At 57.6% G+C, this 14593-nt stretch carries 15 protein-coding genes, 1 tRNA gene and 3 pseudogenes; 11 read left to right on the plus strand and 8 right to left on the minus strand.

Annotated elements, in window-relative coordinates; all coding sequences use genetic code 11:
* The first annotated feature begins 51 nt into the window (after positions 1-51).
* On the plus strand, positions 52-825 hold the full coding sequence (glcC, locus tag OQ460_RS15885) for a transcriptional regulator GlcC (protein ID WP_410018372.1): 774 nt from the start codon (positions 52-54) through the stop codon (positions 823-825).
* A gap of 38 nt (positions 826-863) precedes the next feature.
* Here glcC and OQ460_RS15890 read toward each other — a convergent pair whose 3' ends face one another.
* Both OQ460_RS15890 and OQ460_RS15895 read right to left on the minus strand, forming a co-directional pair.
* The gene (locus OQ460_RS15890) at positions 864-1613 is read right to left on the minus strand and encodes a substrate-binding periplasmic protein (RefSeq protein WP_410018373.1); all 750 of its coding nucleotides are present in this window, start codon (positions 1611-1613) and stop codon (positions 864-866) included.
* Positions 1614-1833: 220 nt separating this feature from the next.
* A complete protein-coding gene (locus tag OQ460_RS15895; RefSeq protein WP_410018374.1) occupies positions 1834-3693 on the minus strand; it encodes an ABC transporter ATP-binding protein in 1860 nt (619 codons plus the stop codon).
* Between the two features lie 238 nt (positions 3694-3931).
* On the opposite strand from OQ460_RS15895, the gene OQ460_RS15900 reads away from it, so the two are divergent.
* Complete coding sequence (locus OQ460_RS15900) at positions 3932-4651, plus strand: hypothetical protein (RefSeq protein WP_410018375.1); 720 nt, start codon at positions 3932-3934, stop codon at positions 4649-4651.
* Positions 4652-4953: 302 nt separating this feature from the next.
* Here OQ460_RS15900 and OQ460_RS15905 read toward each other — a convergent pair.
* Both OQ460_RS15905 and OQ460_RS15910 read right to left on the minus strand, forming a co-directional pair.
* Positions 4954-5085 (minus strand): annotated as a pseudogene (locus OQ460_RS15905) (GNAT family N-acetyltransferase); the annotation flags it as partial.
* 45 nt (positions 5086-5130) lie between these two features.
* Complete coding sequence (locus OQ460_RS15910) at positions 5131-5364, minus strand: hypothetical protein (RefSeq protein WP_410018376.1); 234 nt, start codon at positions 5362-5364, stop codon at positions 5131-5133.
* Between the two features lie 222 nt (positions 5365-5586).
* Between OQ460_RS15910 and OQ460_RS15915 the strand changes: the two genes are divergently transcribed.
* Complete coding sequence (locus tag OQ460_RS15915; RefSeq protein WP_410018377.1) at positions 5587-5844, plus strand: helix-hairpin-helix domain-containing protein; 258 nt, start codon at positions 5587-5589, stop codon at positions 5842-5844.
* A gap of 75 nt (positions 5845-5919) precedes the next feature.
* A complete protein-coding gene (locus OQ460_RS15920; RefSeq protein ID WP_410018378.1) occupies positions 5920-6540 on the plus strand; it encodes a LysE family translocator in 621 nt (206 codons plus the stop codon).
* A 64-nt stretch (positions 6541-6604) separates the two neighbouring features.
* Here the strand turns inward: OQ460_RS15920 and OQ460_RS15925 are convergent, their stop codons facing one another.
* Together OQ460_RS15925 and OQ460_RS15930 are read right to left on the minus strand one after the other, a co-directional pair.
* A complete protein-coding gene (locus OQ460_RS15925; protein WP_410018379.1) occupies positions 6605-6784 on the minus strand; it encodes a DUF2986 domain-containing protein in 180 nt (59 codons plus the stop codon).
* Positions 6785-6849: 65 nt separating this feature from the next.
* Entirely contained in the window at positions 6850-7545 is a 696-nt protein-coding gene (locus OQ460_RS15930; RefSeq protein ID WP_410018380.1) for a tRNA (adenine(22)-N(1))-methyltransferase, read from the minus strand.
* Positions 7546-7719: 174 nt separating this feature from the next.
* On the opposite strand from OQ460_RS15930, the gene soxR reads away from it, so the two are divergent.
* On the plus strand, positions 7720-8193 hold the full coding sequence (soxR, locus tag OQ460_RS15935) for a redox-sensitive transcriptional activator SoxR (protein ID WP_410018381.1): 474 nt from the start codon (positions 7720-7722) through the stop codon (positions 8191-8193).
* A gap of 141 nt (positions 8194-8334) precedes the next feature.
* Entirely contained in the window at positions 8335-9246 is a 912-nt protein-coding gene (locus OQ460_RS15940; RefSeq protein ID WP_410018382.1) for a bestrophin family protein, read from the plus strand.
* A gap of 6 nt (positions 9247-9252) precedes the next feature.
* On the opposite strand, the gene OQ460_RS15945 is transcribed toward OQ460_RS15940, so the two are convergent.
* A complete protein-coding gene (locus tag OQ460_RS15945; RefSeq protein ID WP_410022028.1) occupies positions 9253-10401 on the minus strand; it encodes an MFS transporter in 1149 nt (382 codons plus the stop codon).
* A gap of 212 nt (positions 10402-10613) precedes the next feature.
* On the opposite strand from OQ460_RS15945, the gene OQ460_RS15950 reads away from it, so the two are divergent.
* The 4 genes and pseudogenes from OQ460_RS15950 to OQ460_RS15965 all read left to right on the plus strand — a co-directional run bounded on the left by OQ460_RS15950 (position 10614) and on the right by OQ460_RS15965 (position 13128).
* Entirely contained in the window at positions 10614-11225 is a 612-nt protein-coding gene (locus OQ460_RS15950) for a TetR/AcrR family transcriptional regulator (RefSeq protein ID WP_410018383.1), read from the plus strand.
* A 181-nt stretch (positions 11226-11406) separates the two neighbouring features.
* A complete protein-coding gene (locus OQ460_RS15955) occupies positions 11407-11709 on the plus strand; it encodes a hypothetical protein (protein WP_410018384.1) in 303 nt (100 codons plus the stop codon).
* 82 nt (positions 11710-11791) lie between these two features.
* A tRNA-Asn gene (locus OQ460_RS15960) sits at positions 11792-11867 on the plus strand.
* Positions 11868-11995: 128 nt separating this feature from the next.
* Positions 11996-13128, plus strand: a pseudogene (locus OQ460_RS15965) (tyrosine-type recombinase/integrase).
* A gap of 505 nt (positions 13129-13633) precedes the next feature.
* On the opposite strand, the gene OQ460_RS15970 reads toward OQ460_RS15965, so the two are convergent.
* Positions 13634-13813, minus strand: coding sequence for a hypothetical protein (locus tag OQ460_RS15970; protein WP_410018385.1), 180 nt, complete (start codon positions 13811-13813; stop codon positions 13634-13636).
* A gap of 224 nt (positions 13814-14037) precedes the next feature.
* Here OQ460_RS15970 and OQ460_RS15975 point away from each other — a divergent pair.
* Positions 14038-14380 (plus strand): annotated as a pseudogene (locus tag OQ460_RS15975) (integrase); the annotation flags it as partial.
* Between the last annotated feature and the right edge of the window lie 213 nt (positions 14381-14593).

The raw sequence follows: 14593 nt of genomic DNA on the forward strand, positions 1-14593 counted from the left end.
GCGTGATCGCCCAGTCAGAACTGGTACTACCAGTTGTACGAGGTACTCAATATGCTCGAAGAGAAGTCTGGCATTCGCCGCCAGGTCAGTGATGTCGTTGCCGAACGGATTGAGCGGCTGATCGTCGACGGTGTGCTCAAGGTCGGCCAGGCACTGCCTTCGGAGCGCCGGTTGTGCGAAAAACTGGGGATATCCCGCTCGGCGCTGCGTGAAGGGCTGAAGGTATTGCGCGGGCGCGGCATCATCGAGACCGCCCACGGCCGTGACTCACGGGTTGCCACGCTGAACGGAACCCGCGATGCCAGCCCGCTGATGCACTTGTTCAATTCGCAGCCGCGCACCCTGTATGACCTGCTGGAGGTGCGCGCGCTGCTGGAGGCCGAATCCGCCCGCCTGGCCGCCTTGCGCGGCACAGACACCGACTTCGTCCTATTGAAGCGCCGCTACGAGGAAATGCTCGCCGCTCATAGCCAGGCAGTGCCGATCGAGCCACGCGAGCATGCCCGCCTGGACCACGCCTTTCACCTAGCAGTCTGCGAGGCCTCGCACAATCCAGTGTTGCTACACACCCTGCAGTCGTTGACCGAACTGATGCTTACCACGGTATTCGCCTCGGTCAACAACCTCTACCACCGCCCACTGCAAAAACGCCAGATTGACCGCCAGCACGCCCGGCTCTATCACGCGGTCATCGCGCGCATGCCAGAACAGGCCCAACGCGCTGCACGCGAGCATATTCACAGCATCCGCGACAATCTCAAGGAGATCGAACTGGAAGAGCAACGCCTGGTGCGCGCGACCATGCGCCTAGAGGGCTGGGTGTAGACCATCACGGCGGTTCTGACCACGCTTGCTCCGCGCGCTTATAAGCCGACGGGGCGACTGTACCGATCCTGGATGCGCTTGAGCTCGCCCGAGTGGCGCAGTTGCTCCAGGGCATTGGCCCAGTTGGCTACCAGTCTGTCGTCACTGTCGGGGCTGAAGGCGATGTACAACGATGAGCGATAGAGTTCGACGGGAATCTGGCGCAGCGTGCCGGGGGCGATCTTTAGCTGGCGGCTGTAGTAAGCCACACCGGCAGCGGTGTCACCGACGATGATGTCGGTGCGTCCGGCCAGCAGCATGCGATAGAGCTGCACACTTTCGGTTGCGCTTTTTTCAAGGTTACCGAAGCCCTGCGACTGCAGGGTCTCGGGTATCAGGCCTGCATGTCGGGTAGTGACCCGTGGAGCATGCAGTAGTTGCTCCAGGGTATTCACCGGTTGGCGTGTACTGGCGAGTTGATAGGGATAAATCGACTCTTCCACGATCGGCCCGACCCATTTGTATAACGCTTCGCGCTCTGCCGTACGGAACAGGGTATACATGATGGTTTTGGTCCGGGTATCGAGCACATGGAGGCTACGCATGCTGGGTAGCAGCACCATTGCAAAGTCATCCCCGGTCAACGCCATGATGCCCCGGACAACTTCCGTGGCCATGCCGGTAAGCTGGTTGTTCTCTTGATAGTTATACGGCGCCCACTCTTCAGTGACTACCCGGTACTGCTCGGCCCTGGCGGCAGTGCCAAGCAACAGACAGAGCAGCGCCGCGGTGAGTATCGAGGGTTTCATGTGCTCTGCCTGGTGGGCTGTGCGATCACGAGGAGGATCAGACTGAAAAGGTGAGACCAGTATAGCCTCTACCGCGCGCCTTTGGCCCGTCGCACCGCTCAGCCCTCGCTGAAGAATGTCTTAAGTGCGCGGGCCAATTCGACCGGCGCCTGCTCGACCATGTGATGACCAGCCAAGTAAAATTTTTCGAACCCAACGCTCAGTCATAAGCGCGACGCAGTCACACCTGATCCATAGTTTCGAGCACTCCATTGCCCTCCCCCAGAAACCCGCCGCTTTGATGCTGCCACAGCCGCGCATAGACCCCGTTCTTTTCGAGCAATTGAGAATGGGTGCCCTGTTCAACGATGCGTCCTTCATCCATGACAATGAGTCGCTCCATGGCGGCAATGGTTGACAGTCGATGGGCGATGGCGATCACAGTCTTGCCCTGCATCATTTTATCGAGGCTTTCCTGGATGGCGACTTCGACTTCCGAATCCAGCGCGCTGGTGGCTTCGTCAAGAAGCAGGATCGGGGCGTTCTTGAGTATCACGCGGGCAATCGCGACGCGTTGGCGCTGGCCACCCGACAGCTTGATGCCGCGCTCCCCCACCAGGGTGTCGTAACCGGCATGGCCCTGACGATCGCTCAGTTGCCGGATGAATTCGTCGGCCTGGGCGCTGGCCGCGGCGCCGCGAATTTGCGCGTCGGTTGCATCGGGGCGGCCGTAGGCGATGTTGTCGCGGATGGAGCGGTGCAGCAGCGAGGTGTCCTGAGTGACCATGCCAATAGCACCGCGCAGGCTGTCTTGCGTCACGTGTGCGATGTTTTGCCCATCGATGCGAATCTCTCCACTGTCGATGTCATAGAAACGCAGCAGCAGATTGATCAGCGTGGATTTACCGGCACCCGAACGGCCGACCAGGCCGATTTTCTCGCCCGGGCGGATGCTCAGGCTGAGCCCATCGAGCACTTGTCGTTCGCCGTTGTAGTTGAAGCGCACATTATCGAAGGTTACCGCGCCGCCGGACGTCACCAACACGCCCGCATCTGGCGCGTCCTGGACCTTGGTACCCAGTGTCAGCGTCGCCATGCCATCCTGAACGGTGCCGATGCTCTCGAACAGCGAGGTCATTTGCCACATGATCCAGTTCGACATGCCATTGATACGTAATGCCATGGCGGTGATAGCCGCCACGGCACCGGCGCCGACATCTCCTTGATGCCAGAGCCACAGGGCATAACCACCTGCCGCCATGATCAACCCCACCACCAACGCCTGGTTGACGATCTCGAACTGGCTGACCAGGCGCATCTGCCGAAAGCCGGTCTGCTTGAAGTCCTCCATCGCCGCTCGCGCGAAATGCGCTTCACGATTGGAGTGGGAGAACAGCTTCACTGTGGTGATGTTGGTGTAGGCGTCGGAGATACGCCCGGTCATCATCGATCGCGCATTGGCCTGTTCCTGCCCAACTTTCCCAAGGCGGGGCACGAAGTACCACATGGCCAGCCCGAACAACACGGCCCAGGCAACGAATGGCAGCATCAGCTTGAGGGCGAAGCCGCCGGCCAATGCAATGATCGCGATGAAATAAACCCCGATCCCGGGCACGATCTCGATAAGGGTAAACAGCACGTCGCGCACGGCCAACGCAGTCTGCATCACCTTGGTCGTGACTCGGCCGGAAAATTCATCGGAAAAAAATGCAAGGCTTTGCCGCAGCATCAGGCGATGGAAATCCCAGCGCAGCCGCAACGGCAAGTTGATGGCCACTATCTGGTGCTGGACCATAGTGCGCAATGCCACCAGCCCGACGCTGGTTACCATGACGATACCCATGCCCCACAGCACTCGACTTTCCTGGGCCGCTGCCTCACCGCCGGCCTGCCAGGTCGAGAGCAGGTCCACGACTTGTCCGAGGAAGGAAAACAGCCAGGCTTCGTAAATCGACACAGCGGCACTGAGCAGTGCAAGCGCCAGGATGTAACCGCGGGCACCCCGCGTGCAGGCCCACAGGAACCGGCCCAGGCCGTCGGGTGGAGGTGGCGCCTCGTCAGGGGGAAAGGGGTCGAGCCTGCGTTCAAAGGCGCCAAGCATGATGTTCTCCAAAACGATTCAGATAAAAGGATTCTGCCATTGAACGGTGCTCGGAAGGGAGCCGCCGCAGCTCTGGTACTCATACGTCGCCTGAGGCCGGTCGGCAGGCCTAAAACGGCTGGTCAGGGAACTCGCAGGTCTAGCTGCCAACGATTGACTATTCAACCCTTGGAGCGATATAGATTATCTGAAACACCGAGGTGAACGGCCTATACTTGCTGCCTGAAGGAATAACGATATGCATAAGCACTGGTGTCAGATAAAAAACATCTATATCGACAGTAATCGTGTATTCAGCTATCAACGATTAAAAGCAAAGGGCCGTAAGCGAGATATCATGCCGGCGCTGGCAACATCGCTGGCAATTATTGCAATATCGTCCACCCTCTACGTATTTCAAAACCCCCTCTGGCCAATAGTATGCCTAACGGGCGTTGCCATTTCCATGCTGGTGTTTTTCAAGTCGATGGAGTCACGGTTAGCAAAATACTACCCTGTAGAGTACGAGCAGTACGATATATCCAATCAGCCGTGGTCAGAGCGAATCGACTTCCTGGCCTATGCTATTTTTCTACAGGAAATCAAGCAGGCGGGTTATGCACCAGCGAAGCTGAAAGCAATTGTGGACTACTCCGAAACCCTCATCTCTCCACCTAAACCCTTTATGATCAATCAGCATTTTACTACGGTAATTTTGATCTCGTTGCTTGTAAGTCTTTTCAGCGCCTATATTCAAAAAACTCAAGCTTGGTCGGCAGAAGGCTTGGTTTATGTCTGGGCTATCGCATCTTTGTCCGTTGTAGTGTCCTTGGTGCTTGATGGTTTTCGAACCGTTCAAACGCGTGATTCTCGAATTCGACGCTATCTCAAAAGAGCACAGATCGAGCTTGAGCAAGAGGCCAATGAAACCACTGCAGTTCTCATTTGTAATGGTCGGGAAACATCAATTATCTCGTAAGCTCCGAACCCAGCCTTTGATGGACTGGTGTCAGTTGCAAAGGACTTGTGAATCGGCAGAATAGCCTGTGTTGACCGACAGAAATCGCCCCTCCCCCGACACTCCTCCTAAAATGGAAACGTCTATATGTGAGCCGTCCACCGCGACAGTGTTCTAAAGAACCCAAGATGACTGCCTTTGTTTTCGTACCCACGAACCAGCAGCACGTTAGAGGATGGCCATCGAGGACTCACCTTGGTTCCCTGGGTTTCTCCTCTCGGCAGTGTAAGCATGTAGCAAGCGTTCCATATTCAAGTTAAAGCTTAACGTAAGCGAGCCATGGTAAGTGCGCCTACAAACACACCATCACGAACGGCATATCTGCGCAGCGTTCCTTCAACTTCAAAGCCGAATTTCTGGTACAGGGGTACCGCGGCATCATTGTCCGAGTACACCGCGTGGTGCGCGATGGGCTCAGCGATAAACCGCGTGCCGGGCGCCTAGCCTTTCAACTCGCTCAACCGATGGCTCGCCGCGTCGTCATACGCCACATACAGCGATTCGGCGACCTGGCTTTTGATGGCCTTGGTGCTTTCCAGGCCCAATACAAAACCTTCGGCCTTGCCGCCGGCGCGGTTCAGGTCCTCTTTCGTGTCAGCACCGGTGATAGCATCCATCAGCTTGGCGGCATGCGGACCAACGCCTTTGGGCAGGCTGATCTGATCGATGCTCATTGTGCTACCTCGGACAAGAGAAGAAATCGGGCAGTACGGGCTAGCGAGGTCATTGGCGTTACCTTGGAGGATGGAGGTCGGTAGCGCTTGCAACGCCGCCGGGGAGCACATGGTAGACCGGTAAAGCGATTAAAGGGGGACTTGGGTTGCCTGTCACCGTCGGGGCTTGTCTTGAAGACACGGATGTGAGAAACCTCATCGTTCAATAAAGGGAATTTAGCGATGCCATTTTCATTGGAAGAACAACGTGCCTTGCTGGCACTCAAAGGCGTAGGGCCGACCGTTATCAGGCGCCTCGAACAGATGGGCATAGACTCTCTGGAACTGCTCAGCCAAGCGAATGTGAGCGATATATTGGCTCAGGCTTCAGCCGCCGTCGGTTCGACTTGCTGGAAAAACAGCCCCCAGGCCCGCGCCGCGATCACTGCGGCGATTGAGCGCGCAAAGGATGCTCAGTCCAGCCTTGAAAAAACAGACTAATCTCTCTGCAACCCGGTGAGCCGACAATATACTCAGTGCCTTGCACTTGGGCGCGAAACAGCGATGGATATTTCCATGAACCTATCGACCCTGGCGTTATTTCTTCCCGCCTGCTTTGCCCTGAATATGGCACCAGGCCCCAACAACCTCCTGTCGATCAGCAATGCGACCCGTTATGGATACCGCACTGCGTGTTTGGCGGGTATCGGCCGCCTGCTGGCGTTCACAGCGATGATTGCATTGGCTTCGGCCGGGCTCGCAGTGGTGCTGCAAACCTCAGAGTTGGTGTTCTACGGGATCAAGATTGTTGGCGCGGCGTATCTGTTCTACCTGGCCTATCAGTTGTGGAACGCGGCGCCCCAGGCACAAGATGAATCGACAACCGCAACCACCGGCCTCCTCACGCTGGCACGCCAGGAGTTCCTGGTTGCTGCGGGCAATCCTAAAGCGATCCTGATTTTTACTGCATTCCTGCCGCAATTCGTTGACCCATCGCTGGAGGTCGCCCCGCAGTTTGCGCTGCTCGGACTGCTGTTCCTGATGCTGGAATGGATAGCCATCGGCATCTATGCCTACATTGGCCTGCACATGCGACGCTGGTTCGCCCAGCCCCGTGGCAAACGACTCTTCAACCGCTGCTGCGCTGGACTGTTGGCGGCTGCGGCGTCGATGTTATTGATGGCTCGTCGAGCTTGATCTGGTTGGAGGCGTTGCAGATAGCCACAGTCGGCTTTAATAAGCGGCCTCTGCCTGATTGCATTTAAACGTGGTCTGAAACCGTTTCTTCAGAAGAAGTGGTTGAATCTTCACTGGCCTGGGCGGCCAGCTTCAATCGGTCGGCTTTACTCACATAGCTATTCTTGCTGGCCGGTGCCAATTTGGCACTGGCCTTTTTGGCGTGGGCCTTGAGCAACTGCTTTATTTTTTTACGGCGATTCATGGTTTGTACTCAACGGGTAAACGCTTGAATGATATCTCATTTGCCGGGGCCACTTGGGCTTGGCCTCACGCCAGCAGCTCGGTGATCCAACGTACCTGGCGAGCGATATCCTGCACCTTCTCCACGGGCACTGCTTGGCGCGCTCGCGCAAAATCATTCAGGGTCCGCTGCTTATGGCGCAGCATACGTTGCCACTTGGCCAGGAATGCAGGGCTTCGGGCCTGCATGTGCAGTGGGCCGAAGTACAGTTGCTCGGCGGTGTAGGTCACTGGCTCGCCGCGTTCGGCGACGATGATTTCGTAGTCGAAACGGTTTTCCCGCAGCAGTTGCTCGCAGCAGATAGGGTAACCGTTCTCCATCAGCCACTGTCGCAGCGGCTGTTCGCCGCCGTTGGGCTGCAGAATCAGGCGCTCGTGGCCACTCAGGCGCGCCTTGCCTCGTTCGAGGATATCGCGGATGGTCTCTCCACCCATGCCGCAGATACTGATCACTGTTATTCCGTCCGCCGACTCGATCGCTGCCAGGCCATCGGCCAGGCGCACACTGACGTGCCGATCCTGGCCATTCTCGCGCACGGTACGCTCGGCCGCATGGAACGGCGTCAAGGCCGCTTCGCCGGCCACCGCCGCCGCGATGGCACCGCGGCGCATCAGCGCAACCGGCAGGTAACCGTGGTCCGAGCCGATATCGGCCAGTCGCGCACCGGCTGGCACATGCGCCGCCACCTGCTCCAGGCGCATGGACAATGTATGTTCGTTCAACTGCAGGTCCTTTTCGGTACAGATGTGCAGCACTGTTGGCGGCGCATGATGCTGGGTGAGGCCCCCTGGGTAAAGTACCGGCGCAAAATCGATTGAAAGACCGGCGACGCAAAGCAGTTGCCGGAAAGATCGGGCGGGACTATAAGACCTCAACCTATATTGAGGTTAATCCCCATGACAGCCGAAAAGACCATTGATGGCATGCGATCACTCACCATCGGTGAGGTCGCCAAACGCAGTGGGGTGACGGTCTCCACCCTGCATTTCTACGAGTCAAAGGGCTTGATCGCCAGCACCCGCAATGCCGGCAATCAACGGCGTTTCCCTGCCTTGGTGCTGCGCAGCATCGCGATTATCAAGGTGGCCCAGCGTACCGGTATCCCACTTGCAGAAATCAAGAACGCGCTGGGCCGCTACCCGCCCAACAGCAAACTGACGGCCGCCCAGTGGAGAGAGATGTCATCAGCCTGGCGAGAAAGCCTCAACCTGCGCATCAGAACCCTGGAAGCCTTGCGCGACAGTCTGGATAACTGCATTGGCTGCGGCTGCCTGTCACTCAACGATTGTCCCCTGCGCAACCCCGACGACACGCTTGGCCTGGATGGCCCGGGGCCGAGAATTCTGGAGGCGAGGCGCGGTCAGCGTTGACCAACTACAGAGTATGCGCCCGCTCAGCCTGAATCGTTTCAGGTCCTGTGATCATTGGTTGTAACTTCCCGGCGAACCTTTGTCCGGCAACACCGTCCGAGCTAAGGCACTGATGCCCAACGCTCGCCGCGAGGTTTCCGTTTGAAAGCTGCCATCATCAAAAAGTACCGACTGATTATCAAGACCATGGGCTATGTCGGTTGGGCCCTGTTCTGGCTGTTGCTCTGGGATATTGCGGTCACTGTGGAGTTCATGTTGTTCCTCAACACCAAGATCAGCCTGCCGCTGATGCCCCTCACACTGCTGGGTTCGGCGCTGGTGGTGCTGATCAGTTTTCGCAACAGCAGTGCCTACAACCGCTGGTGGGAAGCGCGCACGCTATGGGGCGCGATGGTCAATAACTCTCGCAGCTTTGCCCGCCAGGTACTGACGCTGCTGGATGACCCGGGCCACGAGGTCAATCCGATCAAATCGACCTTGCTGCGCCGCCATGTGGCGTATGTGAATTGCCTGGCGGCGCACCTGCGGGGCGAACCGTGCCCGGTGGAAGTACAAGCGTTCATTCCCGGCGATGAGTTCGCGCGTAGCGGCGCCACCAATAACTTTGCCAACGACATTCTCACCGGCTCCGCAGCGCTGCTGGCCAGGGAGTACAAGGCCGGGCGCCTGGACAGCATTCGCCTGGCGCGGCTGGAGTCGACCCTGGTGGACCTGTCCAACAGCCAGGGCGGCATGGAGCGGATCGCCAACACACCGCTGCCTTATCCCTATGTGTATTTTCCACGACTGTTCATTTCACTGTTCTGCCTGATCGTGCCGGTAGGCTTGGTGGAGTCCCTGGGCTGGTTCACTCCGCTGGCCTCGACGGTGGTGGGTTTTATGCTGCTGGCCATCGAGCGCATCGGCACCGATCTGCAAAGTCCGTTTCGCTCCAGTGAACACCAGATCCAGATGGAAACCATCTGCGAAACCATCGAGAAAAACCTGCAGTCGATGCAGCGTGATTCGCTGGGAGAGATACGCCGGCCTGAAGTGAAACAACTGCAACCCTGAAAACGCTCAATGTGTCGCGACAGCAGCCTTGCCGACTGCTCGTCGGCCCGGCCTGAAACCGTGGGCTCGTGCTCCCCAGGCAATGACTAAGCTCATCGCCAGCAACACCAGCATCGCCCATGGGAACGAGGCCACGCCCCAGGTATCCAGCAACAGGCCACCCACCACGCCACTGCAGGCAATCGCGCTGTTCCAGGCCACCACGTTCAGAGACAGCGCCACATCTGCACCATCACCAGCGGCATCTGCCAAGGCCGTCTGCAGCAAAGTAGCGGCACCGCCGAAGCTCAAACCCCACACCGCCACGCCGAGGTAAATCACTTGCGGCAGCTGCGCCAGCAGGCCAAATACCAGGCAAGTCGCAGCAAACATCGCCAGGCTGACCAATACGGTCCTGCGCAGCAGCGGTTCGACCAATCTGGAGGTGATCCAGATCCCGCTCAATGCCGCGACGCCAAACACCAGCAGCACCAGGTCCACTCGGTCCAGCAGCCCGGCAGGCGCCACAAATGGCGCGATATAGGTATAGAGGATGTTATGGGCCAGCATCCAGGTAATCACCACCGCCAATACCGGACGCACGCCTGGGGTTATAAGCACTTTGCGTAAGGGCAAGCGTTGGTGGGCGGCCTGCCCGGGGTAGTCCGGCACCTTGGCCAGCACCCAGACAATCAGCAGCAACGTCATGCCCGAAATGATACTGAACGCAGTGCGCCAGCCGACGATACCGCCCAGCCAGGTACCAAGCGGAACGCCAAGGGACAGCGCAATCGGCGTACCGACCATGGCCACCGCCAACGCCCTGCCCTGTTGCTCTGGCGCGACCATGCGCCGCGCATACCCGGCCAACAGGCTCCACGCAAGGCCCGCGGCCATCCCGGCGAAGAATCTAGCCACCAATATCACGCCATAGTGGGATGACAACGCGGTGATCGAGTTGAACAGCAGAAAGCCGACAATGGTCAGCAACAGCACATTGCGTCGGCGCCAGCCTTGCGTCGCAATTGTCAACGGGATCACTGCCAGCACTGAACCCAACGCGTAGGCCGTGACCATCTGGCCGGCCAACGACGAGGAAATCTCCAGGCCTTCACTGATTTGTGGCAACAGGCCTGCTGGCAGGGTTTCGGTAATGATGCAAATAAAGCCCGTCATCGCCAAAGCCAGTAATGCGCCGATGGGTAAACGGTCAGGCTCGGCCGCAGCCGAGACAGAAAGGGAAGCGTTCACAATAAGAAGTTCCTGAGCTGGGTGGACGAAAGAATCACTTAAGTACCGATCGATACAAATGTTGACGGAGGCGCGCCATCGTTGTCAACGACTTATGTATCGAATAGTATTTAAGTCATCACTCAGAGGAATTCGTCATGGCGCAGATGGGCCGCCCCCGCAACTTCGACCGTGATCAGGCCATCGAACAGGCCTTGCACCTGTTCTGGGAGCATGGTTACGACGCCACGTCCTTGAGTCATTTGAAGGCACGCTTGGGCGGGGGAATTTCTGCACCGAGCTTTTATGCAGCCTTTGGCTCCAAGGACGCGCTGTTCCAGGAGTGCGTGCAGCGTTACCTGGACACGTATGCCCAAGTCACCGAATGCCTGTGGGATGAAACCCTGCCGCCCCGGCAAGCGATTGAAACCGCCTTGCGCCAATCGGCGCGCATGCAGTGCGAAGACGGCCACCCCAAAGGCTGCATGGTGGCTTTGGGCGGGATGAGCGCCCCCTCACCGGAAAATGCCCATGTGAGCGCCGCCCTGAACGAGTCAAGGGCCCGCACTCGTGCCGGGATCGTGGCGTGTGTCGAGCGCGGCATCGACGCCGGGGAGCTTCCCGCCCATCTCCATGCCCAGGCCCTGGCCACCGTGTTCGACAGCTTCCTGCAGGGTATTTCCATTCTTGCCAGGGATGGCGTGAATCACGAAGTCATCGATGCGGCAATCGCGCGGGTCATGCTGGCTTGGGAGCTGTCCCCGCCATGAATCCCGACTGACGCCTATAGCACACTTGACCTATATGCCCCCCCTGGGAGCCATGCTGAAATAAAACACTCCAGTTAGCCGGCTCAAGGGTTGGTTCTACCTCTCTGGCTTACGTTCTCTGAAGCGCGTTTTTCCAGAATCGCTGAGAACTTGTGTGAAACACGATTAAGGAAGATTCGGCATGAACAAAACGTTTATGGCTGCCCCCACCTTGCTGCTCCTGGCGGCTGCACTGGCAGGTTGCTCGACTAACCCCAATGTATTGCAAATGCACAAAGTCACTGCCGAGGCGATTGGCCTGGCCTCGACTGACGAGCTGACCATGGGCCCCGTCACCAAAGGCAAGGAAGACTTCCTGGGCGGCACGGAGCTGACCTACAAAGCCACTACCGCCAAGGGTCGCGTATTCAATTGCTCGACGTTCATGACCCCGGGCATTCTGCTGGACCCGCCAACCTATTCACGTCTTACTTGCACAAAGTAAACGAGGCGCCTGCGTGATGCGCAGACGCAAAAACGCATTAAACAATTGACTTATCCTTTCCTATCAGTAAGATACGGCGCATTCCGCGATAGCTCAGTTGGTAGAGCAAATGACTGTTAATCATTGGGTCCCTGGTTCGAGTCCAGGTCGTGGAGCCAGACAAGGTTCCAGAGAAGGCTTTCAAAATCTCTGAAACCCCCGAAAAACCCGCCTTATGGCGGGTTTTTTCGTTTTGGCGTTCTGTCGGATTCCGGTAAGTACCAGTTCGATAAAAGGGAGTACCCTTATGTCGCGCACCACTACTCCACTCTTCGACGCCGCTTGCCGTTCGGCCAAGCCCACAGACCGCGCCTACAAGCTTTTCGACGGCGACGGCCTTTACCTTCTAGTCCAACCCAATGGCCGCAAAGGCTGGCGTCTCAGATACGTCAAACCTGATGGCCGGGAAGGACTGACCTCATTTGGCAACTACCCCATCGTTGGCCTCGCGAATGCGCGCCGCAAGCGGTTGGAGGTCAAGCGAATGCTGGCGGATGGCATTGACCCTATAGGAGCCAAGAACCAAGCCAAGACGGACGCTCTGATCAAAGGCCGCACCTTTGAAAGCGTTGCCCTCGGCTGGCACACGGAAATGTCAGCCAAGTGGGCACCGGACTATTCCAAGACAGTGATGAGTCGCCTCAAAACTCACCTCTTCCCGCTGATCGGCACCCGCGCCATTGTCGACCTTGATACCCACGACCTTATGCGGCCCCTGGACGCGATTAAGAAGCGCGGAACGATAGACATTGCTTTAAGGGTACAAAACTACCTGCTGAGCATCATGCGCGAGGCAAAGCGCCTCCGGCTTATCACCGTAAACCCTGCTTACGACCTCGTAGGCTCGATCAAAGCCTCGCGGGTCATCCACCGCCCCGCCTTATCCTTATCGCGCTTACCTGAGTTGCAGGAACGGATCGACACCTATAAAGGCCGCGCACTTACCCGACTGACGGTCTTGCTGTCACTGCACGTGCTTGTCCGCTCCAGCGAGCTGCGCTTCGCCCGCTGGAGCGAGTTCGACCTCAAACGTGGCGTCTGGGAAATACGGTGAACAGCGCGCTTCGGAAGATGGGGTACGACACCAAATCCGAGATCTGTGGGCATGGGTTTCGTTCGATGGCCTGCAGCGCACTGATCGAGTCAGGTTTGCGGACGGACACAGCCATCGAGCGGCAGATGAGCCACAAGGAACGCAACAACGTCCGCGCCGCTTACATCCACAAGGCCGAGTTCATCGAGGAGCGCAGGCTGATCATGAACTGGTGGAGTCGCTACCTTGAGACTAATCAGCAGAAGCATGTTAGCCCACGCGAATTCGCCAATCAGACGGGTGCGAATGTCACTCGCCTAAAAGCAAAACGTGGCGCAACTGAGTAAGCGCTCGGTCCTCATATCTCAGTGATCCGCTTGTCCACGTGGGTCCATCCAAACAGGGCTGCAAAGCCGCCCTGTTTGGATGGACCTCACTTAAAAAATCTAAAGCCCACGCAATCGTCTGTGGAAAACCACTGATTTCCATTAGTGGATAATTTCATCCACAGCCGCAGAACTCCCGAAAATTCGAGCCTTGACCCGAATTCTCCACAGGCGTAGAAAAGGTCGGGCAAAGCGCTGTCGTTGACAGCAACCCAGGTAGCCAGAACCTTTAAGGCTACGCCACGCCGTGGCGGCTCTCCCAAAGTGCGATTAGCGTCCGGCGGCTCGCACGGTCACTCACCGAGTGATGGATGCCCACTTCAGATCATTGCCATTGCGGCAAATACATCCCCCTACCCAACTGCCCTGCAGCAACCTATCCGCTTGGCCATTTTATTGCGCCAACCTGCGCCCGTCTCTTTCTCCCGGAAAGAGACGGGCGCTCCTACCACTGCTGCAGCCCACCTCATACAAGGCTTTGCGGCATTCCCCTCGTGACAATCGGCGTGACAAACACCGAAGTCACCGGCAACAGCGATGCAAATGATGGTGCCGCAGCCCACGGAATGGACTGCACCTGACTGACAGTCAGGCATGCCCCGGTCATTGCCTCGCTGCCTTCACCCGACTCAGGATCTCGCGGCATTGGTCTCGTCAGCCAGCGCAGCCTCCACCCGCCCACTTCTTCGGAAGTGTTCAGGAGGCCAGATCATGAGATGCCCAAGCTCCCGGTCGTGAGGAGCCGCCAGTCCCGCGTTAGTGGACAACCCCCACAGGTCGCAGGGACCTTGATCCCTGATAACACTCAACATCCTTGGCGGGATGACGTGGGGAAAGTTTCAAAGGTTTGGCTTCGAGAGGAGTTCGATCATGGCACCAGCGGGCAGGCGAGATAGACGCAATTTTGGCTGTAGCCGGCAACTGAGTTATGCCGGGCCCCAGGCGTTGTGCGATCTATTTGGCGGCGGGCATTACGGCACGGTGCAGGCGCACAGTGATCGCTGGTAGGCGTTTGTTCGGTGGTGTCGCTCGGAGAATGGACCAGGGTTTAACGATGCGCGACAAATTGATCGGCAGACCTTGCTGGACTACGCCGGACATCTGCGTCAGCAAGTTGAATAAGTGCGATATCGGCATCGCCACCGCGCAAAACCGGTTGTCCAGTGTGAATCGAACCATGACGGCGCTCCGCGACGATCAGTATGTGAGCGTCTCGACGATGCCTGACAGCAAGCGGTGCTGACAATCAACAGTCCAGTAATCGTCATCCCCATGAAGCGATTTTCTATTGTTCGGGACCAAATTATCAATACCTTCGATTGCGTTGATAGTGAAAATCAGCACGAACACATTGTATGCCTACCAACTGGATGGTAGCTTATTAGCAAGTTTTTAGATAACTGTAATTAACACCATCCCTGTGAGA

The sequence above is a fragment of the Pseudomonas imrae genome, assembly GCF_046352735.2.
Lineage (GTDB): Bacteria > Pseudomonadota > Gammaproteobacteria > Pseudomonadales > Pseudomonadaceae > Aquipseudomonas > Aquipseudomonas imrae.